The sequence below is a fragment of the Tenacibaculum sp. DPLXC6 genome (assembly GCF_056815515.1).
Map to the genome: position 1 here is coordinate 2,117,639 of NZ_CP141806.1, position 24,147 is coordinate 2,141,785.

Below are 24,147 nucleotides of genomic sequence, written 5' to 3' on the forward strand. Positions count from 1 at the left end.
TTTTAAGCTTTGCTTACTAAGTGATTAAACATCTTATAATATACTAAAAATCTGTATCGTCTGGCGCTGTTTCTTCTTCCTCTCCTTCTTTTGGTTCTTCTACTTTTGAACAGTCTAAATTTATACTTATATCTTTAGGTTTTTCAAAACTTTCTTGACTAATATCTAATGTTTTATCTTCATAACACTTTCTCATAAAAATAGCCCATGTTGGTAATGACATAGTCGCACCTTGTCCATATCTTAGTCCTGCAAAGTGTGTAGCCCTGTCTTCTCCTCCTGTCCAAACACCCGTTGCTAAATTAGGAACAATCCCCATGAACCAACCGTCAGATTGATTTTGTGTTGTACCTGTTTTACCTGCAATAGGGTTAGTAAATTTATAAGGAAAACCTGTTACTGCATCTCCTCCTGATGTCCAAGTTGATCGTAAACGTGCTCCTGAACCTAATCTTGTCACCCCTTGCATTAAATCTAAAATTACATAAGCAGATTCTTCACTTAATACCTCTTTAGTTTCTGGCACAAACTCTTCTAAAACAGTACCGTTTTTATCTTCTATTCGTGTAATCATTAGCGGACTTACACGTAACCCTTTATTGGCAAAGGTTGAATATGCACTTACCATTTCTAATAAAGATAAGTCAATTGCTCCTAATGCGATAGACGGATTTGCCTCTAATTTAGATGTTATTCCTGAAGATTCTGCAAGTCTAACTACATTTATAGGTGAGACTTTATCAATTAATTGTGCTGTAATTACATTTATTGATTTTGCTAAAGCTTCTTTTAACGTTAATTCACCTCCATATTTTCCTCCTGCATTTTTAGGTGTCCAATCTTCTGGCATTCCGTATTTTTCCTTAGGAATAGTGTAAGGAGTATTTGGCAATTTATCACAAGGTGACATTTTTAACTGGTTAATTGCCGTAGCGTATACGAAAGGTTTAAATGTAGAACCTACTTGACGCTTTTGTTGTTCTACTGCATCATATTTAAAATATCTATGGTTTATTCCTCCTACCCAAGCTTTAATATGACCTGTTTGAGGCTCAATAGATACCAAACCTGAACGTAAGAAATATTTATAATGACGTATTGAGTCATAAGGGGTCATTACCGTATCACGTTCACCTTTCCATGTAAAAATACGCATATCGGTAGCTGTATTAAAGACCTTATCTATCTCTTTTTCAGATTTCCCTGCTGCTTTCATTCGCTTATAACGATCTGAATTTTGTTTTGCTCTTCTTATAATTTTCTCTATTTCCTTTTTGTTTATATCATAGAAAGGAGCATTTTTATTTCTTTTTTGTTCCTTATCAAAATATGTTTGAAGGTTTGCTATGTGCTCATATACTGCTTCTTCAGCATACTTTTGCATACGAGAATCTATTGTTGTATAAATTTTTAATCCGTCTCTATAGATATTATACTCTTCTCCGTTTGGCTTTGGATGTTCTTTTACCCACTCTTTTAAAATACTTCTCAAATGCTCTCTAAAGTATGTTGCTAAACCATCACTATGCCCTTCTCTATTTATATTAAGTCCTAAACCTAGTTTTTGTAATGAGTCCTTTTGTTGCTGAGTAATAAACTCGTTTCTAGTCATTTGTTTTAAAACAACATTTCTTCGTTGTTTTACCATCTCTTTCCTTCTTAACGGGTTAAAAAGAGAAGAGTTTTTAAGCATTCCTACTAGCATTGCAGATTCTTCTACATCTAGCTCTTTTGGTTCCTTTCCAAAATAAATTCTAGCTGCCGAACGTACTCCTACCGCTTGATTTAAGAAATCGTATTTATTTAAATACATGGTTATGATTTCTTCTTTGGTATATTGGCGTTCTAGCTTTACAGCTACTACCCATTCTTTTACTTTTTGAAGTACTCTTTTAAAAATGTTTCGAGAAGCTTTTCCTGTGAACAGCATTTTTGCTAGCTGTTGGGTTATTGTACTCGCACCTCCACTTCCTGGTTTTAAAACAGCTCTTGCTGTTCCTCTAAAGTCTATTCCTGAGTGTTCATAAAAGCGCTCATCTTCTGTTGCAACTAACGCTTTAACCATGCTTTCTGGAATATCTTTATATTTTATTGGTGTTCTATTTTCAACAGCGTATTTTCCTAAAGTTTTACCGTCTGATGAAATAATTTCTGTAGCTAAATTATTTTCTGGGTTTTCTAACTCTTCAAAAGTTGGCAATACCCCAAACACTCCCCAAGAAGCTAGTAAAAATAGCAGGCTAATAAATAAAAAACCTCCTAAAATGATTCCCCAAAACCATTTAATGTACTTGCTAAAATTTGTTGTTTTTTTCTCTGTCATTACTTTATTTTTTCAATTCTAAACCCTACATGAGTTATTCCTTCTAGTTCTTCAATCCCTTCTATTTCTCCATTTTTTCGCATAGCTTGTCGAACTTTAAAGGTATATTCTCCTTTGCGGGGAAACGTTATGTTTTCTTTATAAAAAAGTTTGTTTTCTTTAATATCAGTAAAACCCTGCCCTAAAAACTTTCCTGTAACATCAGCCATATCATATTCCAGAGTATCTATGATTATTTGTCCATCAGGAAAATCCATTTGTGTAATTAAAAAAAGATTACTGTACGCATAATCCTTATTATTTCTAAGGTTTATAAAAAGGTTTTTCTTACCAATGGAATCGTTAATTGGAAATGTAAATTGTATTGTGTTTTTTTTATTCCATGCACTTTTTGGAAGTGTAACATAGTTATCAAATTCACTATTTGAGTCACATGAAGCTAATAGCATAGCTACTAAAAAAAAGATGCCAATTTTACTTTTCATTATTGGTGTTATTTTTATTATCGCTATTGTTTTTTTTACGTTGATTGTTATTTTTTTTTCTAGGGGGTCTTGGTTTCTTTTGTTGCCCTTGTGCTTTATCAGTTGTTTTATTTTCTGGTTTAGGCTTTCTAGTCTTTGGGTTGTTTTTAGGTCTTGGTTTCCTATTATCAACTCTCTTTTTTTCCGTTTTTTGCCCTCCTTCAGTTTTGGTTGGTTTTCCTTGTGGCTTTTTCCTTTGTCTTTTATTTGCAGGAGGTTGTTTATTTTCTTCCTTTTTACCTGTTGGCTTTCTTTTTCTGCGTCTAGTATTTTTACGTCCTTTTTTAGGCGTATCAAAACGCGTTAAACTATCTTGGCCAACAACATTTTCAAAGTCAACTGAAACTTCTTCGGTTATCTCTAATTCATATTCTTCTAACGGTAACGCAAGTTCATTATTTTTGTTTAATTCTATAATTTCTTGAACTTGGTCTAACGATAGTTTATACCACTTAAAGCTTTCTTCTTTGTAGGTATACCAAAGTAACTTTTTGAAGATGTCCATTTTAACGAAAACAGCATCTCCTTTTTCTGTTTTTAGTACTTTATCTTGTTTAGGGAAGCTTTGTAGTGCATCTAAATACGTATCTAATTCGTAGTTTAAACAACACTTTAGCTTACCACATTGTCCTGCTAATTTTAGTGGGTTTAGTGATAACTGTTGATAACGAGCTGCTGCGGTATTTACCTTTCTAAAATCAGTTAACCAAGTAGAACAACATAGTTCTCTACCACAAGAACCTATTCCTCCTAAACGAGCAGCTTCTTGACGCATTCCTACTTGACGCATTTCTACACGAATAGAGAAAGCACTTGCTAGATCGCGAATTAACTGACGAAAGTCTACACGTTCATCTGCTGTATAGTAAAAAGTAGCTTTAGTTCCGTCTCCTTGATATTCAACATCAGAAAGTTTCATTTTCAACCCTAAACGGCTAATAATTTCTCTTCCCTTTCGTTGTGTTTCTAGCTCTCTTCCTCTGGCTTCTTGCCAAACATCAATGTCTTTTTGAGAGGCTTTTCTGTAAACTTTCTTTACTTCATCACTATCTGCAGTAATTTTTCTTTTTTTCATTTGAACTCTTACAAGCTCTCCTGCTAAAGAAACAATACCAACATCGTGCCCTGAAGATCCTTCAACCGCAACCACATCTCCCATTGAAAGAGTTAAGTTTTCAGGATTTTTATAAAAGTGTTTTCGTCCATTTTTAAAACGGACTTCAAAAATATTAAATGGTGCTTCACCTGAAGGTAAAGTCATATTTGATAACCAATCAAAAACAGCGAGTTTATTTCCACTTCCACATGTGCCTGTTGCACAATTTCCGTTACTCTTACAGCCATTTGGCACACCGCTTTTGTTAGTTGAGCAACTGCTACAACTCATACGATAGTATATTTTTTTGAAATATTTTTTAAACCTGTGATATTTACAGTATCAAAAAACATTTTTATTATTTGATTTTCAGCTGCATAAAATTTACTTTATAACAACTATACTTAATCTGTAAAGATACATATTCTAATGAAAAGTGAAAATTGATTTTTTTGTTAAAAAAAATGCTGCTTTTAAGTTAAAAAGCAGCATTTTTTATTTGTTTTTATGTCTTTAGGTACTATTTGTTCTTTTTTGCCCAGTTATCTCGTAACCCAACAATTTTATTGAATACTAAACTTTCAGATGTCGAATCGTCATCTACATTAAAGTATCCTAAACGTTGAAACTGAAAACGGTCTCCAATTTGTGCTGTTTGTAAGCTTGGTTCAACATAAGCTGTAATTTTTTCTAAAGAACTAGGGTTTAAGAATTCCATGAAGTCTTTGTCTTTATGACTGTCTGGTGCCTCATCTGAAAACAGTCTGTCATACGCTCTTACCTCAGCTTTTACAGCATGTTTTACCGACACCCAATGCAATGTCCCTTTTACCTTACGTTTACTTTCTTCTGTACCGCTTCCTGATTTTGTTAATGGATCGTACGTACAGTGAATTACAGTAATGTTTCCGTTTTCGTCTTTTTCTACACTATTAGCTGTGATAAAATAAGCATTCTTTAAACGAACTTCTTTTCCTAATTTTAAACGGAAGAATTTTTTGTTTGCTTCTTCTCTAAAGTCTTCACGCTCTATATAAATTTCTCTTGAAAATGGAACTTCTCTTGTTCCTGAGTTTTCATCTTCTGGGTTGTTTTCAGCAATTAAAATCTCTTCTTGATCTTCAGGGTAATTATCAATTACCACTTTTACTGGATCTAAAACCGCCATTACACGATTTGCTGTTTTATTTAAATCTTCACGGATTTTAAACTCTAACAACGCCACATCAATCACATTTTCACGTTTAGAAACCCCTACTGTTTCCACAAAACTACGGATAGAAGCAGGTGTATAACCACGACGACGTAACCCTGAAATAGTAGGCATACGTGGATCATCCCATCCTGAAACAATTCCTTCTTCCACCAATTTCATCAACTTACGCTTACTCATTACTGTATAGCTTAAGTTTAAACGTGAAAACTCTCGTTGTTTTGGTGGTAATGGGTATTCTGACTGACTGTACTCATACACATTATCTCTAAACCAATTATACAGTTCACGGTGAGGTTTAAACTCTAATGAACATAATGAGTGAGATATTTGTTCTATATAATCACTTTCACCATGAGTCCAGTCGTACATTGGATAAATTACCCAATTGCTTCCTGTACGGTGGTGTTCTTTCTTTAAAATACGGTACATGATAGGATCACGCATTAACATATTTGGTGAAGCCATATCTATTTTAGCACGTAACACATGAGATCCTTCTTCAAACTCACCATTTTTCATACGTGTAAATAAATCTAAGTTTTCTTCAACACTTTTGTCTCTATTCGGACCTGCGACTCCTGGTTGCGTTGGCGTTCCTTTTTGCTCAGCCATAGCTTCGGAAGATTGATTATCTACATATGCTTTTCCGTCTTTAATCAATTGGACTGCCCAATCATATAGTTGTTGGAAATAATCAGAAGAATAACATTCTTTTTCCCATTGATATCCTAACCAAGCTACATCACGCTTAATAGCATCTACATATTCTTGCTCTTCTTTTGCTGGGTTTGTATCATCAAAACGAAGATTTACTGGAGCATTGTATTTTTCTCCTAAACCAAAACTAATACCTATAGCTTTTGTATGTCCTATATGTAAATATCCGTTTGGTTCTGGTGGAAAACGAAAACGCAAATTTTCTTTTGGCATTCCATTTGCCAAATCTTCTTCAACAATTTGCTCTAAAAAATTCAATGATTTCTTTTCTTCTGACATCTTTATAAATTATGTACGTGTTCTATTTATAACCTTATGTAATTCTCTTTTAAAACATAATTAATTAAGAGCTACTTAAAAGGTTTAAGCAACAAAATTACATAGAATCTATGAGATAATTACACAAAGAAAATTATGGATTAGATTTTTTATAATAAAAAACGGAAAACCTATATAGATTTTCCGTTTTTAGTATTTATTATCACTAAGTTTTACTTACTGTACGAATTGTTTGCTTGATTTACATCTGCCATTAATTTAGATGGATCAATTTCAACCGACTTTACACCCTTTTTAGTTGTAAAAGTATAGGTTGGATGTGCAAAAGTCCAATCGGTAATAACTGTAGCATTAGTTGGTTTTTCTCCACGCATCATACGTAACGGAATATTAAATGATTCTTTTGAACCATCCGTATACGTAACCTCAACATCAATAGGCATTGGCATTTGACCAATACGTTCTAAGGTAATTTCTTTTCCGTTTACTGCTTTAATTCCGTAATCAATAGTATGTGTTGTTTGCGTCCATTCATTTAAATACCAATCTAACTGAAGTCCTGAAACTTTTTCAGCAGTACGTTTGATATCATTTGGGGTTGGATGTTTAAAAGAAAAATCTTCAAAATACTTCTTCAACGTTTTTGCTACATTTTCTTTTCCAATAACATATTCCAACTGAGATAAGAAAATGTTTCCTTTAGAATAACTCGCAACTCCATACGCTGTATTTGTATGGTACCTATCAGCATGCGTTGTTAAAGGCTCTTCAATATTATTACCTACCACATAATTGTATCCTCTGTAAGAACCAGCATGCGGGTTTTCTTTTCCTTCTCCTAAGATTTCATTTTCTGCTTTGTTTGAAATATAGGTTGTAAACCCTTCATCCATCCAAGGGTGCTTGCTTTCGTTCGTTGCTAATAAGAATTGGAACCAAGTATGTGCTAATTCGTGTGCTGTTACACCAAATAAGCTCCCCCATTTACGTTGTCCTGTAATTAATGTACACATTGCATACTCCATACCTCCATCTCCTCCTTGAATAACTGAGTATTGCTTATATGGATACTGACCTATATGCTTACTGAAGTAGTTCATTAACTCAGCTGTTTTAGGTTGTAGTTTTTTCCAGTTCTCTAAATAATCCGCATCTAATGTTTTCTTGTATAGGAAATGTAAGTCGATTCCGTTATCCATTTTATACGTATCGTGAATAAACTCTGGATCAGCTCCCCAAGTAAAATCATGCACATTTGGTGCTGTAAACTTCCAAGTTAATTTATCTCCTGAAGGTGCGTTTAATGGTTTCGTTTTGTCTTCATAACCATGACCTACTTCTTGCGGGTTCTGCACATATCCAGTTCCTCCAACTACATAGTTTTTATCAATATGAAGTGTTACATCAAAATTACCCCAAACTCCGTGGAATTCTCTTCCTAAGTATGGTGGTGTATGCCAACCTTCAAAATCGTATTCTGCCATTTTAGGATACCATTGTGTCATTGACAAAGCAACTCCTTCTGCACTATTACGCCCAGAACGACGGATTTGTTTTGGTACTTGTGCATCAAAAATCATATCAAACGTTACACTTTCTCCTGGTTGAATTGATTTATTTAACGTTACTTCTAAAATCGTTCCAACAGTCTCGTGTTTTACTATCGACCCATCTTGTTTTAATGAATTAACTTTAATGTACCCTATTTCTGACGGTGATAGCTTACTAATGCGATCTCCTACTCTTCTGTCTGGATCTTTAATGTTTCTTGAACGAACATCCATTTGAGAGTTTGGTTGAAATGCATTAAAGTATAAGTGATAAAATACTTTATTTAATACATCAGGTGAATTGTTTGTGTACACTAATTTTTGTGTTCCTTTGTATTGATATGTTTTAACATTCATATCAATATCCATAGTATAATCAACATGTTGTTGCCAATACCCTCTGTTAGACTGTTTGTGTACTTTTGTTTTTGTTATGGTTTTGTTAGTTGTACTATTTACTGTAGCACAAGAAATAACCGGTAACAATAAAAGGTTTAAGATTATTTTCTTCATATTAAACTAGTTTAATTCCCATTGAGATTAGTGTTTTCTTAAAATCACTTAGTTCTTTTTCATTTTTTAACACTGGAAAACTACGTCTTTTTCCGTTATGTAATTTTAGAAAAATTCGTTCTTTCCCATAAACTTTTCTTGTTTCTATTCCTTCAATTTCATTAAGATGATATTTAGATTTCCATGATCTTTTTACCATGTAATAAAATATTACTACTACTGAAACTACTGCAAGTAAAAACATAAAAACAAAAAGAGTTTCATTGTTTTTGTAACTCATTAAATACAACTGAACTCCCATATTAATTCCATTAATTAACATCAAAGAGATTATTAACCATGAATGCATTGGTACTTCATCTTTAATTGTTAATTCCTGTGTTTTTTTGTTAAATTCTAGCTGCATGATACTTGTTATAACAAAAAAAGAGCATCAAATAACAATGCTCTTTTTTTAATCTATCTAAATATTATATTACTTTCTTCCGTTTACCATTCTATCAGCCATTCTAACTGCATTGTATGCATTTACAACACGTCCTGATACTGATAATTCTGAGAAAGGTACCATCTCATCTCTGGTTCCTGGTTTAACAACCTCTAAATCTATCTTAGTTCCAGAGTTCATTAAAATATGCTTTACTTGACTTGCCGTTAACTCAGGGTAGTAAGAACGCACTAATGCTGCAACTCCTGCTGCTGCTGGAGACGCCATAGAAGTTCCACTAATCGATTCATATGTATTATCTGGGAATGTAGAATAAATTTTCACCCCTGGTGCAAATACATCAACATTCTTTTTACCATAATTAGAAAAAGTTGCTGGTAATTCTTCAGTATACTTTGCACTCATTGCTCCGATTGTTAATACGTTGTCTGTAATTTCATTCTCTAAATCTGGAGTATCATTAGGGAAGGTTTTTTCTACATCAATGTTTTTACCACTATTTCCTGCTGCAATAACAACTAAAACATCTTTTGATGCTGCATACTTAATCGCGTCATAAACCCATTCTTTATTAGGAGAAAAACCTTTACCAAAACTACCATTTATTACTTTTGCTCCATTATCTACTGCATAACGAATACCTAAAGCAACATCTTTATCGTACTCATCTCCATCAGAAACTGAACGTACTGCCATAATTTTAACATTAGCAGCAACCCCATTCATACCTTTTCCGTTATTACGAGTAGCACCTACAATTCCTGATACATGAGAACCGTGTGCTTCATCTTTCACAGTATGACCTGTATTACCGTTTCCGTAACCTGGTTTGTCATTAATATCATAAGCATCGTCTCCAACTACTGTACGGTAATCTATTTTTAAGTTATCTCCTTTTATTGTTTTCTTAGCTTTATCTAGTAAACTTGTTATCTCTTTTTTAGCTTTCGATAAAGATAGTCCAAAACCATTCATTCTTTTAGCTGTTTCTATAGCTAAAAGTAAATTAGAGTTAGAAGTATTAATTGCTTCAATTTCTTCAATAGTGTAATCAGGTTTATTAAAATATTTCGTTAACTCTTCATCTGACTTACTAACTGCTGCTAAGATCTGACTATAACGTTGTTCATTAGATTTTGCCTCCTTAATTTTTTCTGCTTGATACGCTTTTGCTTCTGCTAGGGTTTTCGCATCTGCTATAGAAGGCCTCATCAAAATACGCTCATACTCTAAATGCTCTTTGTAAGCATCTCCTAAGAAATTCCACCCGTTGATATCATCAACATAACCATTTTTATCATTATCAATTCCGTCTCCAGCTATTTCTTTAGTATTTACCCAAGCTACATCAACTAAGTCTTCATGTTTTAAATCAGTACCCGAATCAACAATTCCTACTACCACTTGGACGCTTTTTTTTCCTTTTAAGAACTCATACGCTTTATTTACACTCATTCCTGGAATTGTATCTGTAGCCAAGTCTAAATGTTGCCAGTTTTCTTTCTCATAGTCTGTCAATTCAGCTTTTTTTGCTGGAATATTCACTACGGTATTACTACCTGCTGGCACAGGGATTTTGCTTATTGTCTTACAGCTAGCTAAGGTAACCACTGCAATTGCCGAATAAAATACGGGCTTTAAAACTCTCATAATCTCTATCTTAATTAAAAATATCTGTAAACTTAAATGTTTCCTTTAAACGAACTCCTTTTTCTGTATGCTTTACTGTTATTACTTCGTTGTATGCATCGTGTTCTAAAAACAGGTAAAATTCTTTATCGGCTGCTTCGTTTAAAAAAGCTTCTTTTTCTTTTAAAGTTAATAAAGGTCGGGTATCATACCCCATTACATACGGTAAAGGAACATGTCCTGCTGTAGGCAATAAATCTGCCATAAACACCAATGTTTTTCCTTGATATTCTATTTTCGGTAGCATTTGTTTTTCGGTATGTCCATCTTTAAACAGTACATCAAACCCAACATAATCTTTTGCATTTAGATGTAAAAAGTTTAATTGTCCACTTTCTTCAATGGGTAAGATGTTTTCTTTCAAAAAAGATGCTTTTTCTCTCGCATTTGGGTGTACTGCCCAGTCCCAATGACGTTGGTTACTCCAAAAACGTGCATTTTTAAAAGCTGGTTCGTACCCTGTTCTGTCTTTATTCCATTGGATTGCTCCTCCACAATGGTCGAAATGTAGGTGTGTTAAAAACACATCGGTAATATCATCTCTATGGAAACCATATTTTGCTAAAGAAGTGTCTAATGAAAAGTCTCCATATAGATAGTAGTATCCAAAAAATTTATCGGATTGCTTATTACCAATACCTGTATCAATCAGTGTTAAACGATCACCATCTTCAATTAGCATACAGCGCATGCCCATTGAGATCATGTTGTTTTCATCGGCTGGATTTGTCTTTTGCCAAATCGTTTTCGGAACTACGCCAAACATAGCGCCTCCATCTAACTTAAAATTCCCTGTTTCTATCGGATAAATTCGCATAACTACAAAGATGCAGAATTTTAGCGAATTAATTTGTTAAGGAAAACAAAAAGTGCCTAGTTTCCAGAAATGCTATCTGCCATAATTAAAGCATTGTACGCATTTAAAACCTTCCCTGATTTTGATAATTGGTTAAAAGGTGTTGTTTTATTTTTATCTTCTTTTGTTGGCGTACCCACTTCAAAAGTATATTCTAAACCAGAATCCATTAAAATATGCTTTATTTGAGAGGCTGTTAAGCTCGGATAATACGAATAGATTAATGCCGCTACACCTGATGTGATTGCAGTTGAAGCTGAGGTTCCTTGTATAAAATCAAATTCGTTATTTGGAGTAGTAGTATATATATACTCACCAGGAGCAAAAAGATCCACTTCCCTTTTTCCGTAATTACTATATGAGGATTTTAATTTCTCATCTAAATATAGTCCTGAGGATCCTACTTTTAAAAAATTATCAGAAACTTCAGTATAGTCAAAATACCCATGATCATTAGGAAACCAGGCATTCTCTTTACCATCTATGTTTTCTCCATCATTCGCTGCTCCATTTACTATCAATACATTCTTTTGTTCTGCATATTTAATAGCTTCTAATACCCATTCTGGATGCAACGAAAACTCTTTTGCAAAACTCATATTAACAACATTAGCACCATTATCAACAGCGTAACGGATAGCTAGAGCTATATCTTTATCATGTTCATCTCCATAAGCCGATATTGCTAAAGGCATTATTTTAATTTCTTCTTTTTGCCCCACATTAACAATAACCCCTGCCATTTTAGTTCCATGATCAAGTAGCTTCGTGTTTACATTGCTAAACAAAGGACTTCCATATTTAATATCTTTCAAGTCCTCTGGGTTATCTCCCTGAACACTTCTATCATTATGGTTTAAATTTAATAGTTTCTTTAACCTTTCCTCTGTCTTCAATTTATAATCCGCAACATATTCATCAGTATACCCCCATTTAATAAAGTTAGACTTCCTATTTGCCATCTTTTGTAAAACTTTATTATCAGGGTATCGTTTTTTTACACTATCTAAATCTTTAATAGTATATTCTTTATCTTTAAAATACTTCCTCAGTTCGTCCTCTGCTTGTGTTTTACCTTTAATAACCATATTAATATAATCAACCTCCTCTTTTGCATACTTCTGTCTTTGATTATATTTTTTTTCTGCTCTTTGGTAAACAATATAATTTAAAGAGTCTTTTATAGATAATCGAATTGAGTCTTTGCCTTCAAAATATGGTTCAAATTTTCTTATCAAACGTGTGTATTCATAATTTACAAATTCATTATTTCCTCCCTGATTATTAGATAAAAAATTCCATCCATTAATATCATCTACGTATCCATTTTTATCATCATCAATATTATTGTTAGCTGTTTCTTTTTTATTTCTCCATAAAAACTTTTTAATTCCTTTATGATTCACGTCAACGGCCATGTCAATCACAGCAACAACAACTTCTCTTCCTTTCTTACCTAACAACAAACTATCATATGCTCTATTTAAACTTATGCCAGATAAAGTGTCTAATTCTACATCCTTGATGTGCCAGTTTTTTAATTGTTCTCTGTTATTTAATTTATCTCTCTTTTTAGAATATAATCTTTCTCCACTCTTTATTAGCTCAAATTTGCTAGAGACACACCCAAAAAAAACAAAAACTAATAATATGTATTTTAATATCCTCATAATTTGGTAGACTTATAAATAAGGTAAAACATTAATGTTTTACCTTATTATTATTTTAGAAGTAAATAGTCTTCTTAATACACCTCAAAAATAAAAATTTAATTTCCTTTTACTGGATTATCTGAAAAGTCGTTACATCTGGGTCTGTCGTTAGTTACTAAAATTGTTCCATCTGTTCTTCCTCCTCCTTTAATAACTGATAAGTTAGTTAATCTGGAAACTCTAAATTTTTCTAATGTTAATTTTGTTTTCTTCATTTTATCTTAATTTATATAATAAACTAAACACAAAAAAACACAGTTATCATCTTTTAACCATCAAACCAAGGATATAAATTAACCAATATTTATAAAAATAGACTAATTAATATCTTTTTTTTTCAAGCTCCTTTAAAAAATAAGATGGTTTTATACCATTTAAATTATAAAATGCTTTTGAAAATGATTCTGCATTATTAAAACCTGCCTCTTTAGCTATAGCTTTTACTGTATACTTTCTTAAAACAACATCTTTTTTTAACCTCTCTACAATATAGGAGATTCTTAAATCACTTAAATATGCTGAAAAAGATTTATCTTTATAATAATTAACCACCTTTGAAAGGTATTGAGTATTGGTATTTAAATCTTTTGCTAGGGAACTTAATGTAATGTTATTAATAATAAATTTTTGCTCTTTTTCAAACTCACCTAGTCCTTCTAAAATAATCTCTCTAATTTGTTTTGGTACATTAATGTTTTCTTTTTTAGTTTTTACAATTTTTACAGTTCTCTTTTCCTTAGAATTAATTAACTCCTCGAACCTTTGCTTATAAACTCTCTTCTTGTGATATTGATAAATAAAGAGAACCAATAACAAAACTACTACTAGAGAAATAACTATAATAATAGAATGAAAAAAAGCGTTGTTTTTCTTCATCTGTTTTATCACATTTTCTTTTTCGGATTTTAATTTTGGAATATCGTATTCTCTGTAAATTTTTCTATTCAAATACCTTTCATTATGATTGATAACACTATCATATTTAATAAGTTTATTAATGTATAAGAGTTGGTTTTTTAAATCATTCTCCTTTTTATATTTGTTTATTAAACTCTCATAGGCCTCTCTTATAAATGGAAAAATTGGTTTTTCAATCTGAAATAAAGAATCAACCTTTTTAAATGCCTCAGTTTTCTCCTTCTCGTCCTTAATTCCTTCAAAAGATTTACCAAGGTAGAAATAGATATATATTAAATAATTGTCTAAATTTTTATTTTCAAAAAAAGATCTTTCTTTTTCAAGCAAATTTAAAGCTAAACTATAATTCTTTTTATGACACTCAACTATACCTTGATTCATGTTTAGATGATGATACATTAAAGTATCTTTTAATTTCAATGATAGTTTTTTTCCTGATTTAATATAGTATTGAGCTGAATCTACCTGTTTTGATTCTGTATAAAGATTTGCCAACTCAATAGTAGATATTAAACTTCCTTTTTTTAAGTTGTTCTTTTTAGCATACTCTAAATTTTCCTTAACTAGAGTAGCAGCTTCATCATACATTTTCAGTTTTCTTTTAAGTCCTCCTATACTATATTTAGTACTTATTATTAATGGTTCGTTATTATGTTTTTTTGCATATTTAATTGTCAGCAAATAATTATCTATAGCATCATCATATTGGTAATTATCTTGATAATAATATGCTTTGGTTAAATAAGACCAAGAAGGGTAGTATTTTATACTTTTTTTGGACATTAAATTAATAACACTATCACTATACTTCAACACCTTTTCATCATCATACAAACCAGATAACACATAATAACCTGCAGCGATTCTTTTTCTGTTTTTTTCTCTCTTAGCAACACTCAAAAATGCCTTTATATAACGTATTTTATCCTCTTTATTTTCGGTTCTTTCATAATAAGAAAACAACTCTTCCATGGTTTTACTTGAAAGCGTATCAACTTTACTTTGCCCAAAAGAACTTATGAATAAAAACAAGAAAAAGAATAGTGTAATCTGTTTTTTATATGTATTTATTTTATTATTTCTCATGTGTTTATTTTATTGTTTTTCAAAGGTCATGCGTAATCTTTGATGTTTAAAATAATTATTCCGCTGTGTGTTTAATGATGATTTTAAACATGTCGGTTTCATTACTCAACTAATTTTCTTTTACATTTCTTATACAAAAAATCATATACTACCATTTCATACATTCGTTGCTTACTTTTAAATATTCTATTTACAGACATATGAATCAAGCTTCCTACTAAACTTTCTAAAGAAACCAATAACTTTTTCTCTACTGCTTTGTTTATGAAATCTTTTATTAGTTTTTTTTGTGGAGCACTTAATACAACTGGTTCTATGTTTAAAGGTGTTTCACTTACCTCGCTATACATCAAATTCATCTCCTTTTTCATCCTCTTATCAACATTAAACTCTCTTTGAAATTGATTTTTATACCGTTCTAAAAACAACAATTCTTCATTTTTTGAAAAATTGAAGGTGCTTATAATTTGCTCTAGGTATTTAAGTGTGTAAATAATCCTTTCTTTATCATCAATCATTTGTTCAATAAGGTCTAAAACTGTTTCGCTATCTCTGTAAAAAAAAGTTTCTGCATCGGCAATCGTGTTTTTCCCATAGCGTTCCAATTCTCTTTTATAGGTTCCTAATTGAACATCCCAAACTTGTTTGGTTTCAATAAAAGACGCTATGTGTTTTTGGAATTCTAAAATAACACTCCCAATATTTTTGGTTTCATTTAAATGAAAACGAATTCGTAAATGGTTTTCAGGATCGGCATAACGAATGAAAAACCACTTATTTATAAGCTTTTTTTCAAAAAGAAGTGTCACTAAAGGTTTTACACATTGTAACAACACATTGTCTGCTACTTCTTTTCCACAATACACTTTGTAGTACACCCACTTTTCTCCTGGAAAAAAATTTCTTTTTATTGCAACTTTCATTTTCAACGACCAGTTTTATTGTTATAAAAAGACACTACAAATTGATTACAAAAAGACATACTTTCTCTTTTTACAAGCTCATCATCAGTAAATAAAAACTCTTCTAAAACAAAATTCTTTTTTCTTTTAACTGCATTATACAGCATTTGAAACGAAGTTTTATTTTCTAAATAAATAAGTAGTCTATTATCTCCTTCAACCAACTCTACATAATTAGGTAATTGCAACTCCTTTTTCCAATCAACCATTTGTTTAAAGAAGTCATTACTTTTTAATATTTTATCTAACTTATCGGTTTGAAGGTTCCATCTAGCTTTAGAAAAAATAATATCTTTATATACTACTCTTGGTAAAAAAGGCAGGTTCAAAAAAGTTGCATTCCAACTAAACCCTATGCTAGCTCTTTTATTTTGAGTTTGTAATTCGCACAAAAAATGGTAAATAGGCAATGTACTATTACTGTAATTATGTGCATTCCCTAATCTTGGAATTATTTCTTTATTTAGCTTTTTTGAAAAAAGTTTAATCTCATCGCCTTTTACTGTAACTAAAATATCACTTAGGGGAATTTGTCTTTCTTCAGCTACACTGGGTTTTCCCAAATAGGGAATTTCATAATCTCTAAAGTTGGGACGTTGTAAGATATTTCCTGTTCTAGCTTCTGGCAAGTGTACTATTTCAGCTATAATTTTATCCTTTTCTAGATTTTTTTCAGTTTCAGCTATATTATTTATGTGTTTTGACAACTCCTTGCTACCATGACCAAACCTACCTAATAAGTTTATAGCACTGCTACCTCCAGTTCCTTTTATATAAAGTTTTTCTTCACTTGAACTCTTAAACACTTCTATAATCGACGAAAACGTATCGGGCAAATCGTCCCACCTTTCTTCTATTCTTTCAAAATCTTGATCCGTTAATCTAATTGCTATGCTTCTTTCAGTCAATACATCAAATAACTTCTCTTGTAAAATAATATCTACATCTGTCCAAACTATATGTTCATATCTTTTCTTTTTTGGGATGTTTACCATTTTGTCTAAAAAAGGAGTGTTGTTTTCTTCTTTTTTTCCATAACCAATACCTGTTTCAACATCTAACACTAAACTTAACGGTAACCATTCACCTTCGTAACGTTTTGTATAAGCTCTTTTAAAGTCTTCTAGCCTTCCATTTGCCGAACGCAACGTCATTTTATTAAAAATTCTTAACGCTTTGTATAAATTATTTTTAAGCTTTCTATCTAATTTGTTTTCAATTGTACTTGAAAAAGTATCTGTTTGAAATAAATATTTAGCATCATTTTTTGAAACTAGTTTCTTGGTTAGCTTCTCAATTTCTTTATATCTAGCAATTGGATTTTCAAAAGATTCATCAACTTTTTCTAAATACTTTGACAACTCTTCAAGGTTGTTTTTGATTACTTTATCCTCAGAAATCTCAAAAACCCTTTTTATTAAATTAGAAAAGTAATCGCTTCCTGTAACAGTAAGTTCAAGTTCAGACACCAAAATTTGATGCTCAATTAACGTTTCAATAAAGTCTTTTGCTTCTAACAGCTCAATATCATCGCTAACAAGTACTTTTGCTAACGCTGTAATTGTTTGTCCTTCTTTTGCAGCTTTGAGCACCTCTTCTAAATATGTAGAAAACTTAATTCCTTCAATTGAATACTCTCTTTTTTTGTTTTGTATTATATACTCAACATATCTGTAATGTTCCCCTACTTTATACAAACTTGTGTTCGGAAAAAACAGTAATTGTTTTCTAATTTCATCTTCCTTGATTAATTTTAAAAATAATTCTGCTAAAAAAGTAGTATCAAAACGAGTAATTCTTTTGTAGTCTTCTACTGCTGCTAATTGAATTGATGTTTTATCACTAAAATTCCCTTGAGAACAAGAAGCAAATAAACCAAAAGGAGTGCAGCGAGTAGCTATTCTTGTAAAGTATTTTAATATTGTTAGCTCTAACCTTTGTTTTTTCTTCTCATCAAAAACTTCTTGATTTTTCCATTTCTGAATTTGTCCTACTAATTCAGGAGAAGCTAAAAATAAAGCCTCTTCAAAAATTTTGTTTTGCAACAAATTTCTAAAGTCTGTTTCTAAAACCTCTTTTCTTTCTATTAAGTCTTTATAATCGGAAAAGGAAAATAACGGGGTTCTTAAACAATAAGAATCATAAATTTTATATGGTATTCTCTTCTTTTGAGTCAATTTTTTAGTGTCTTTATCCTTGCAAATGTAGTTATTATTAAGACAAGCTCATAAAACAGTTAAATTGCTAAAAGCCAAACAAAAACTAACAAAATTCTAACTCGAAATTTATAAATAACGTCCATTTTTTTATAAATACCGCTATATATGGATTTTTTACTGCATTTATTTTGCGTTGGTTTGCAGTGTATTCGTAGACAGGGAAAGTTATACGTGAAAAAGAAAAACCACCCCTTTATTATTACTTTTTGTTCTCAGAAATAAAGGGGTTTTTATTTTAAAAAAGTTATGAGCAAACAAATATTTCCAAAAGAAATTATTGAAAACAGTACCGAAGTGCATCAGTTTAAGCACACCAACAAAAGTAAAATTATTTATAGTGTCTTTTTAGTAACTTTAGTAGTTACCATAACCTCTTTACCTTTTATTAAAGTAACTATTTACAATACTTCACAAGGACTAATACGTCCAGATAAAGAACGTATTTCTTTACAAAACAGTACCAGTGGAAAAGTTATTTTCCATCAACTTAAAAACAATCAAGAAATACATGAAGGAGATACCTTATTACTGGTAAACAATTTAGCTATTACTCAAAAAATTGAAAACATTGAGAGTCAAACGCATGAAATTAAAACTTTTATTGACGATTTAGAAGTTTTATCTAAAAACAAAAAGCGCGATATTCAATTACATTCGTTAAAATATCAACAAGAATATAATTTTTACCAACAAAAATTAAATGAGTTACGTACTCGCTTTAAAAAATTGAAAGATGATTATAAACGGAATCAACAATTATTTAAAAAAGGAGTAATTGCTAAAGTTGAATTAAATAATAATCAATTGGAATATGATTTGGCGCTGAATGCTATTTATCAATATAAAAAACAACAAGTTAGCAATTGGCAATCACAATTGGTAGACTATCAAAATCAATTAAAAGAGCTAGAAAACAATCATACTCAACTACAAGAGAGTACTAATTTATCAATTATAAAAGCCCCTGTTTCGGGTACTTTATTAAATGTGAAAGGAATTGAAAAAGGAAGTTTTATTCCTTCTGGTACACAACTCGCTGAAATATCACCAAAATCTGATTTGATTGTTGAATGTTTTATAAACCCAAGTGATATTGGGTTGCTAAAAAAGGAAAACAAGGTAAATTTTCAAGTAAGTGCTTTTAATTATAACCAGTGGGGATTAGCAACAGGAAACATACTAGAAATAGGAAACGACATACAAATGGTAAACGATACGCCCATGTTTAGGGTAGCATGTTCTTTAAACCAACGTTTTTTAGCCTTAAAAAATGGCTTTAAAGGACAGCTAAAAAAAGGGATGTTGGTAAATGCTCGTTTTGAACTCACAGAACGTTCTTTATTTGACTTACTCTACGACAAAATGGACGATTGGTTGAATCCTAGCACTCAATTATCAGCTAACAATTAATAACATGTCAGTTTGAGTAATTTTTGGTGGTTTCGACTTTAGTTTATCTTGAGCATAGCCGAAAGGCTCAACCACTAAAAATTGTATCGAGAACTGGCTACAACATATAGAAAAAGAAAGAAGTATGAAAAATTTAAAAACACTAGAACGCTTACAACAGTTGCACAACCTAATTACCAACGAAAACACAGGAACACCTAAAGAATTGGCTAACTTATTACAAATTAGTCAACGTTCTGTACATCTATTAGTAGAGCAATTAAAAGATTACAATGCGAATATCTGTTACAGTAGAAGTAGAAAAACCTACTACTATTGTGATGATTTTGATTTACAAGTATCTATCTCAGTAAATGTACTAACCAATAACGAGGTAACTCAAATATTTGGCGGTAGTTACTTTTTACAAAATAATTTACACATCGCAAGTTAGTTGCAGTGAACGAGGCTATACTTGTAGTATCAAAACAAACAAATAGGTGCACATATTTAGGTTGGTTTTGATATGGATTGTGAAACTAAACTTTATACTGAAGTTTTCGCAACCAAATATTTAAATACTAATAAAAACAATTTTAATTATGAAAAGGTTAAATAACTATAATGTTAGCGAGTTGGAAAACCATACTCTCAAAGAATGTAATGGTGGTTTCATTGGCGTAATTTTAGGCTCTGCTTTAACTTATTATGTAGCAACCAATATAGACATTGAAGACATTAAAGAATTAATTTATGCTTAATTATTTTGTTTAATTTAAAAAATGAAAAAATGAAAAATTTAGAAAAATTTGATGTTCAAGAACTCAACTCGAAAGAAATTAGAAAAACTGACGGAGGTGTCTTAGGTCTAATTGCTTCAGCTTTTTGGGCTGGTGTTGCTTATGGTTATGTAAAAGAAAAGGTTGAATCTGGTCAGTGGGAAATTTAAAAATTATTAAAAACTCAAATTATGAAAAAATTAGAATCATATAAAGTAAAAGAAATTTCATTAAAAGAAATGAATAAAATTAACGGAGGTATTCCATGGCCTGTAATAATTTCTGCTGCTGCTCTTGTAGGGGCAGGTATGGAATGGGCTTTTGAAAAGGGAGAAGAGCTAGGAAAAGCATTAGCTTAGTAAAACTTTCAAGATTTCAGATATAAAAAACCATTAATTAATGGTTTTTTATATCTTTGAATATCATGTATAAAATATATAATACCTCCAATATGGGAAAACTTAAACCTAAACATTATTACATTATTCTTTTTGTTGTTATTTTAGTATTTTTAGCTATAGGTATAGCTTTTGACAAAGGAGAAGTTTTGGGTAAATTAATCGCTAAGTAATTGTTCTTACACTTTATTGCGTACTCTGTAAGAAACACAAGTACAATTTACCTTACACATACCCAATTAACAAGTATTTAAAAAGGGAGAAAATATAAACTTCTCTCTTTTAATGTTCTTTTATTTAAGAGCATATTGAGTATAAAACTGATTACTAAATTTAAAAACTAATTTGTTTTTATAAAAATCACCTTGCCTGCAATCAAATTGCGCTAAACACTCCTTTCTTTGTCTTTCTAAATTGAAAAAGAATGGCAAAAATTACCATAAAACAACACGATATTACCGACTGCGGTGCTGCTTGTTTGGCATCTATCTCAGCACATTATAAGTTACAACTTCCCATTGCTCGTATACGCCAATATGCAGGTACCGACAAAAAAGGGACTAATGTATTAGGTCTTATAGAAGCTGCTGAAAAACTAGGTTTTGAAGCAAAAGGAGTTCGTGGTGAGCTCGATAGTTTGTTTAAAATACCTAAACCAGCCATAGCCCATGTAATTGTTAGAGAACAGTTACAGCATTATGTGGTTATTTACGAAGTTACCAAAGAGTACATAAAAATTATGGATCCAGGTGATGGGAAAATCCATAAAAAAACACATGAGGCCTTTTTAAAAGAATGGACAGGTATTTTGGTCTTACTCCTACCTAAAGAAGAGTTTTCAGCAGGTAATGAAAAGGTGTCTGTAATCAAACGTTTTTGGTTTTTACTAAAGCCTCACAAGTTTGTTTTGTTACAAGCTTTAATAGGTGCTGTTATTTATACCCTCTTAGGTTTTTCAACATCCATATACATACAAAAAATTACAGATTATGTATTGGTAGGCGGTAATACTAAGTTATTGAACTTACTCAGTATTATAATGCTTGCGCTACTAGCTGTACAAATAATTATCGGGGTGTATAAAGATGTATTTTTAATAAAAACAGGGCAACAAATTGATGCTCGATTAATTTTAGGCTACTACAAACATTTATTAAAACTACCTCAACAGTTTTTTGATACCATGCGAGTGGGAGAAATTATTTCTCGTATTAATGATGCTGTAAAAATTAGAACTTTTATCAACGGAGTGTCGTTAAGTTTAACAGTAAACATTCTTATTTTATTTTTCTCTTTTGGTTTAATGTTCATGTATCATTGGAAGTTAGCCTTAATCATGTTGTTAGTAGTTCCTTTCTATTTAACAGTATATTTCATCATCAACAAACTTAATAAGAAAACAGAACGTAAAATAATGGAGCGTTCAGCTGATTTAGAAAGTCAATTGGTAGAGTCTTTAAACTCAGTAGGAACTATAAAGCGTTTTGGTTTAGAAAGTTTTGCCAATATAAAAACAGAAACACGTTTTATAAGTTTGTTACACATAGGTTATAAATCGGCTTTAAACTCGATTTTTTCAGGAACCTCAACTACTTTTATTGCACAATTGTTTACTATAATCTTATTATGGAGTGGGTCTTATTTTGTAATTGAAAGACAAATAACGGCTGGTGAGTTGATGTCTTTTTATGCTATTATTGGCTACTTTATGAATCCTGTTGCTAGTTTGATAGGTGCTAACAAACAAATACAAAACGCTTTAATTGCTGCGGATCGTTTGTTTGAAATTATGGATTTAGAACGTGAAGAAAACACAGAAAAAGTGGTTCTTACAAAAGAAAAAATAGGAGATATTGAGTTTAAAAATGTAGCTTTTCGTTACGGAACAAGAGTACAGGTTTTTACAGACTTTAATTTAAAAATTAAAAAAGGGAATATTACCGCCATTGTTGGTGAGAGTGGTTCAGGGAAATCAACCTTAATTTCACTGTTGCAAAACTTATATCCTATCCAAAAAGGACATATTACACTGGGAGATTTAGACTTAAAATATATTCAACATGAAAGTTTACGGGAGTTAGTAAGTGTTGTACCTCAAAAAATAGATTTGTTTGCTGGAAATGTAGTTGATAATATTGCTGTTGGTGATTTTGCTCCCAACATGGAGTTAATTATTGAAATTTGTAAGTCTATAGGTATTTTAGAGTTTATTGAAAGCTTACCTAATGGTTTTAATACCTATTTAGGAGAAAACGGAGCTACTTTATCAGGGGGTCAAAAACAACGAATAGCCATTGCTAGAGCTTTGTACAAACAGCCTGAAGTACTCGTTTTAGATGAAGCTACTTCATCTTTAGATTCTACTTCAGAAAACTATATTCAAAAAGCTGTAGAAAGGCTACGTCAAGAAAACAAAACTATTATCATTATTGCTCATAGATTAAGCACTGTAATTAATGCTGATGAGATTGTGGTGTTAAATAAAGGAAACGTCTTAGAGCAAGGAAATCATAGAGAGCTATATGTTGCTGAAGGAAAATATTACGATTTATGGCAACAACAAATGCCTCAAATAGAATTAAACAAAAAAGCTCAGCAATAATTGCTGAGCTTTTAGAGGTGTCGAGCGGATTCGAACCGCTGTAGATGGTGTTGCAGACCACTGCCTAGCCACTCGGCCACGACACCTTATATTGATAAGGACTGCAAATTTACAGCTTTTATCTTTTTTTGCAAGCTTTTTTTACTTTTTACGCACATCTGATAAAACAATTGCTACCTCAGCAACATTTCCGCCAATTGGTGGGTTAATTTTTGCTACGCTAACTTCCGCTTTATCAACCAGTTGTATTTCTTTAAAAATTCTATCTAAAATTCGTTGGGCAACATGCTCTAATAATTTAGACCGGATTGCCATCTCTTCTTTTACAATTTGATTCAAATGCACGTAATCTACCGTATCAACCAAATCATCAGTTTGTGCTGATTTTTGTAAATCGGCTTTTACTTCGATATCTACTCGGTATTCCGAACCTATTCTTGCTTCTTCATCTAAGCATCCGTGATTCGTAAAAATACGAATGTCGTTTACACGTATAATTCCCATGCCGCAAAAATAACAATGTTTACTTATTTAAAAGCATTCTTCGTGTTTTTTCAATAATCGTAAAATACCTTAACAATATTATTCATTTCTTAAAATAATAAGACTTCTCACTTCGTTCGAAATGACGTGTTTATTAATTCGTAAAGAAATCGAATATGTTGCTTAAAGCACTCGTTCTCGCTTTGTAAAACTCAGTATAACTACATCTTTTACATGTTACACTCGTAAACTTTTTGTTTTGTACATCAAAAATTTTAGACAATGTCCCTCCAGTAGCCCTCATTTCAGCTACTTCATAGGTTTTATTATTACATTTCGGACAGGTATAATTTAATGGCTTACTCATAAATACTTTTAGTTTTTATTT

General features: G+C 31.4%; 21 protein-coding genes and 1 tRNA gene. 6 read left to right on the top strand and 16 right to left on the bottom strand.

Going from position 1 to position 24,147, the window contains the following annotated elements:
• Positions 1 to 43: 43 nt before the first annotated feature.
• From VCM48_RS09600 to VCM48_RS09660, 13 genes are all read right to left on the bottom strand, one after another.
• On the bottom strand, positions 44 to 2,323 hold the full coding sequence (locus VCM48_RS09600; protein ID WP_482270362.1) for a penicillin-binding protein 1A: 2,280 nt from the start codon (positions 2,321 to 2,323) through the stop codon (positions 44 to 46).
• Entirely contained in the window at positions 2,323 to 2,808 is a 486-nt protein-coding gene (locus tag VCM48_RS09605; protein ID WP_274638766.1) for a gliding motility lipoprotein GldH, read from the bottom strand. The genes VCM48_RS09600 and VCM48_RS09605 overlap by 1 nt, the downstream gene beginning before the upstream one ends.
• Positions 2,798 to 4,234 (bottom strand): PSP1 domain-containing protein, encoded by a 1,437-nt coding sequence (locus VCM48_RS09610; RefSeq protein WP_274638767.1) that lies wholly within the window; start codon positions 4,232 to 4,234, stop codon positions 2,798 to 2,800. Before VCM48_RS09610 ends, VCM48_RS09605 begins: the two co-directional genes overlap by 11 nt.
• Before the next feature lie 229 nt (positions 4,235 to 4,463).
• Positions 4,464 to 6,155 carry a glutamine--tRNA ligase/YqeY domain fusion protein gene (locus VCM48_RS09615; protein ID WP_482270363.1) on the bottom strand — a complete coding sequence of 564 codons (1,692 nt, stop codon included), beginning with the start codon at positions 6,153 to 6,155 and terminating at the stop codon, positions 4,464 to 4,466.
• 212 nt (positions 6,156 to 6,367) lie between these two features.
• Positions 6,368 to 8,218 (bottom strand): M1 family metallopeptidase, encoded by a 1,851-nt coding sequence (locus VCM48_RS09620; RefSeq protein WP_482270364.1) that lies wholly within the window; start codon positions 8,216 to 8,218, stop codon positions 6,368 to 6,370.
• Between the two features lies 1 nt (position 8,219).
• Entirely contained in the window at positions 8,220 to 8,624 is a 405-nt protein-coding gene (locus VCM48_RS09625) for a hypothetical protein (protein ID WP_482270365.1), read from the bottom strand.
• A gap of 69 nt (positions 8,625 to 8,693) precedes the next feature.
• Positions 8,694 to 10,316 (bottom strand): S8 family serine peptidase, encoded by a 1,623-nt coding sequence (locus VCM48_RS09630; RefSeq protein WP_482270366.1) that lies wholly within the window; start codon positions 10,314 to 10,316, stop codon positions 8,694 to 8,696.
• Between the two features lie 10 nt (positions 10,317 to 10,326).
• Positions 10,327 to 11,172: an MBL fold metallo-hydrolase gene (locus VCM48_RS09635; RefSeq protein WP_099215003.1), complete on the bottom strand. Its 846-nt coding sequence runs from the start codon at positions 11,170 to 11,172 to the stop codon at positions 10,327 to 10,329.
• Between the two features lie 56 nt (positions 11,173 to 11,228).
• Positions 11,229 to 12,881: a S8 family serine peptidase gene (locus VCM48_RS09640; protein WP_482270367.1), complete on the bottom strand. Its 1,653-nt coding sequence runs from the start codon at positions 12,879 to 12,881 to the stop codon at positions 11,229 to 11,231.
• A gap of 98 nt (positions 12,882 to 12,979) precedes the next feature.
• Complete coding sequence (locus tag VCM48_RS09645) at positions 12,980 to 13,138, bottom strand: hypothetical protein (RefSeq protein WP_482270368.1); 159 nt, start codon at positions 13,136 to 13,138, stop codon at positions 12,980 to 12,982.
• A 106-nt stretch (positions 13,139 to 13,244) separates the two neighbouring features.
• Positions 13,245 to 14,927 (bottom strand): helix-turn-helix domain-containing protein, encoded by a 1,683-nt coding sequence (locus VCM48_RS09650; RefSeq protein ID WP_482270369.1) that lies wholly within the window; start codon positions 14,925 to 14,927, stop codon positions 13,245 to 13,247.
• 101 nt (positions 14,928 to 15,028) lie between these two features.
• Positions 15,029 to 15,850 carry a thiopeptide-type bacteriocin biosynthesis protein gene (locus VCM48_RS09655; RefSeq protein WP_482270370.1) on the bottom strand — a complete coding sequence of 274 codons (822 nt, stop codon included), beginning with the start codon at positions 15,848 to 15,850 and terminating at the stop codon, positions 15,029 to 15,031.
• A gap of 2 nt (positions 15,851 to 15,852) precedes the next feature.
• Entirely contained in the window at positions 15,853 to 18,066 is a 2,214-nt protein-coding gene (locus VCM48_RS09660) for a lantibiotic dehydratase family protein (RefSeq protein ID WP_482270371.1), read from the bottom strand.
• A gap of 288 nt (positions 18,067 to 18,354) precedes the next feature.
• Here VCM48_RS09660 and VCM48_RS09665 point away from each other — a divergent pair, with 288 nt between their 5' ends.
• The 6 genes from VCM48_RS09665 (at position 18,355) to VCM48_RS09690 (ending at position 23,276) form a co-directional block, all read left to right on the top strand.
• On the top strand, positions 18,355 to 19,518 hold the full coding sequence (locus tag VCM48_RS09665; protein ID WP_482270372.1) for an HlyD family secretion protein: 1,164 nt from the start codon (positions 18,355 to 18,357) through the stop codon (positions 19,516 to 19,518).
• A gap of 124 nt (positions 19,519 to 19,642) precedes the next feature.
• Positions 19,643 to 19,951, top strand: coding sequence for a DNA-binding protein (locus VCM48_RS09670; RefSeq protein WP_167712557.1), 309 nt, complete (start codon positions 19,643 to 19,645; stop codon positions 19,949 to 19,951).
• 148 nt (positions 19,952 to 20,099) lie between these two features.
• The gene (locus tag VCM48_RS09675) at positions 20,100 to 20,258 is read left to right on the top strand and encodes a hypothetical protein (protein ID WP_482270373.1); all 159 of its coding nucleotides are present in this window, start codon (positions 20,100 to 20,102) and stop codon (positions 20,256 to 20,258) included.
• 29 nt (positions 20,259 to 20,287) lie between these two features.
• Complete coding sequence (locus VCM48_RS09680) at positions 20,288 to 20,446, top strand: hypothetical protein (protein WP_281979526.1); 159 nt, start codon at positions 20,288 to 20,290, stop codon at positions 20,444 to 20,446.
• 21 nt (positions 20,447 to 20,467) lie between these two features.
• Complete coding sequence (locus VCM48_RS09685; protein WP_167712560.1) at positions 20,468 to 20,635, top strand: bacteriocin; 168 nt, start codon at positions 20,468 to 20,470, stop codon at positions 20,633 to 20,635.
• A gap of 463 nt (positions 20,636 to 21,098) precedes the next feature.
• Positions 21,099 to 23,276, top strand: a complete 2,178-nt coding sequence (locus VCM48_RS09690; RefSeq protein WP_482270374.1) for a peptidase domain-containing ABC transporter — start codon at positions 21,099 to 21,101, stop codon at positions 23,274 to 23,276.
• A 15-nt stretch (positions 23,277 to 23,291) separates the two neighbouring features.
• Here the strand turns inward: VCM48_RS09690 and VCM48_RS09695 are convergent.
• From VCM48_RS09695 to VCM48_RS09705, 3 genes are all read right to left on the bottom strand, one after another.
• Positions 23,292 to 23,362 (bottom strand) — tRNA-Cys (locus VCM48_RS09695).
• Between the two features lie 55 nt (positions 23,363 to 23,417).
• A complete protein-coding gene (folB, locus tag VCM48_RS09700) occupies positions 23,418 to 23,780 on the bottom strand; it encodes a dihydroneopterin aldolase (protein WP_482270375.1) in 363 nt (120 codons plus the stop codon).
• Between the two features lie 133 nt (positions 23,781 to 23,913).
• Positions 23,914 to 24,126 carry a zinc ribbon domain-containing protein gene (locus VCM48_RS09705; RefSeq protein ID WP_274638774.1) on the bottom strand — a complete coding sequence of 71 codons (213 nt, stop codon included), beginning with the start codon at positions 24,124 to 24,126 and terminating at the stop codon, positions 23,914 to 23,916.
• Positions 24,127 to 24,147: the final 21 nt, after the last annotated feature.

Coding starts and splice junctions, on each gene's coding strand:
- VCM48_RS09680 (WP_281979526.1), top strand. CDS start 20,288: ATGAAAAATTTAGAAAAATTTGATGTTCAAGAACTCAACTCGAAAGAA.
- VCM48_RS09675 (WP_482270373.1), top strand. CDS start 20,100: ATGAAAAGGTTAAATAACTATAATGTTAGCGAGTTGGAAAACCATACT.
- VCM48_RS09705 (WP_274638774.1), bottom strand. CDS start 24,126: ATGAGTAAGCCATTAAATTATACCTGTCCGAAATGTAATAATAAAACC.
- VCM48_RS09645 (WP_482270368.1), bottom strand. CDS start 13,138: ATGAAGAAAACAAAATTAACATTAGAAAAATTTAGAGTTTCCAGATTA.
- VCM48_RS09670 (WP_167712557.1), top strand. CDS start 19,643: ATGAAAAATTTAAAAACACTAGAACGCTTACAACAGTTGCACAACCTA.
- VCM48_RS09690 (WP_482270374.1), top strand. CDS start 21,099: ATGGCAAAAATTACCATAAAACAACACGATATTACCGACTGCGGTGCT.
- VCM48_RS09620 (WP_482270364.1), bottom strand. CDS start 8,218: ATGAAGAAAATAATCTTAAACCTTTTATTGTTACCGGTTATTTCTTGT.
- VCM48_RS09610 (WP_274638767.1), bottom strand. CDS start 4,234: ATGAGTTGTAGCAGTTGCTCAACTAACAAAAGCGGTGTGCCAAATGGC.
- VCM48_RS09600 (WP_482270362.1), bottom strand. CDS start 2,323: ATGACAGAGAAAAAAACAACAAATTTTAGCAAGTACATTAAATGGTTT.
- VCM48_RS09605 (WP_274638766.1), bottom strand. CDS start 2,808: ATGAAAAGTAAAATTGGCATCTTTTTTTTAGTAGCTATGCTATTAGCT.
- VCM48_RS09650 (WP_482270369.1), bottom strand. CDS start 14,927: ATGAGAAATAATAAAATAAATACATATAAAAAACAGATTACACTATTC.
- folB (WP_482270375.1), bottom strand. CDS start 23,780: ATGGGAATTATACGTGTAAACGACATTCGTATTTTTACGAATCACGGA.
- VCM48_RS09655 (WP_482270370.1), bottom strand. CDS start 15,850: ATGAAAGTTGCAATAAAAAGAAATTTTTTTCCAGGAGAAAAGTGGGTG.
- VCM48_RS09640 (WP_482270367.1), bottom strand. CDS start 12,881: ATGAGGATATTAAAATACATATTATTAGTTTTTGTTTTTTTTGGGTGT.
- VCM48_RS09685 (WP_167712560.1), top strand. CDS start 20,468: ATGAAAAAATTAGAATCATATAAAGTAAAAGAAATTTCATTAAAAGAA.
- VCM48_RS09615 (WP_482270363.1), bottom strand. CDS start 6,155: ATGTCAGAAGAAAAGAAATCATTGAATTTTTTAGAGCAAATTGTTGAA.
- VCM48_RS09635 (WP_099215003.1), bottom strand. CDS start 11,172: ATGCGAATTTATCCGATAGAAACAGGGAATTTTAAGTTAGATGGAGGC.
- VCM48_RS09625 (WP_482270365.1), bottom strand. CDS start 8,624: ATGCAGCTAGAATTTAACAAAAAAACACAGGAATTAACAATTAAAGAT.
- VCM48_RS09665 (WP_482270372.1), top strand. CDS start 18,355: ATGAGCAAACAAATATTTCCAAAAGAAATTATTGAAAACAGTACCGAA.
- VCM48_RS09630 (WP_482270366.1), bottom strand. CDS start 10,316: ATGAGAGTTTTAAAGCCCGTATTTTATTCGGCAATTGCAGTGGTTACC.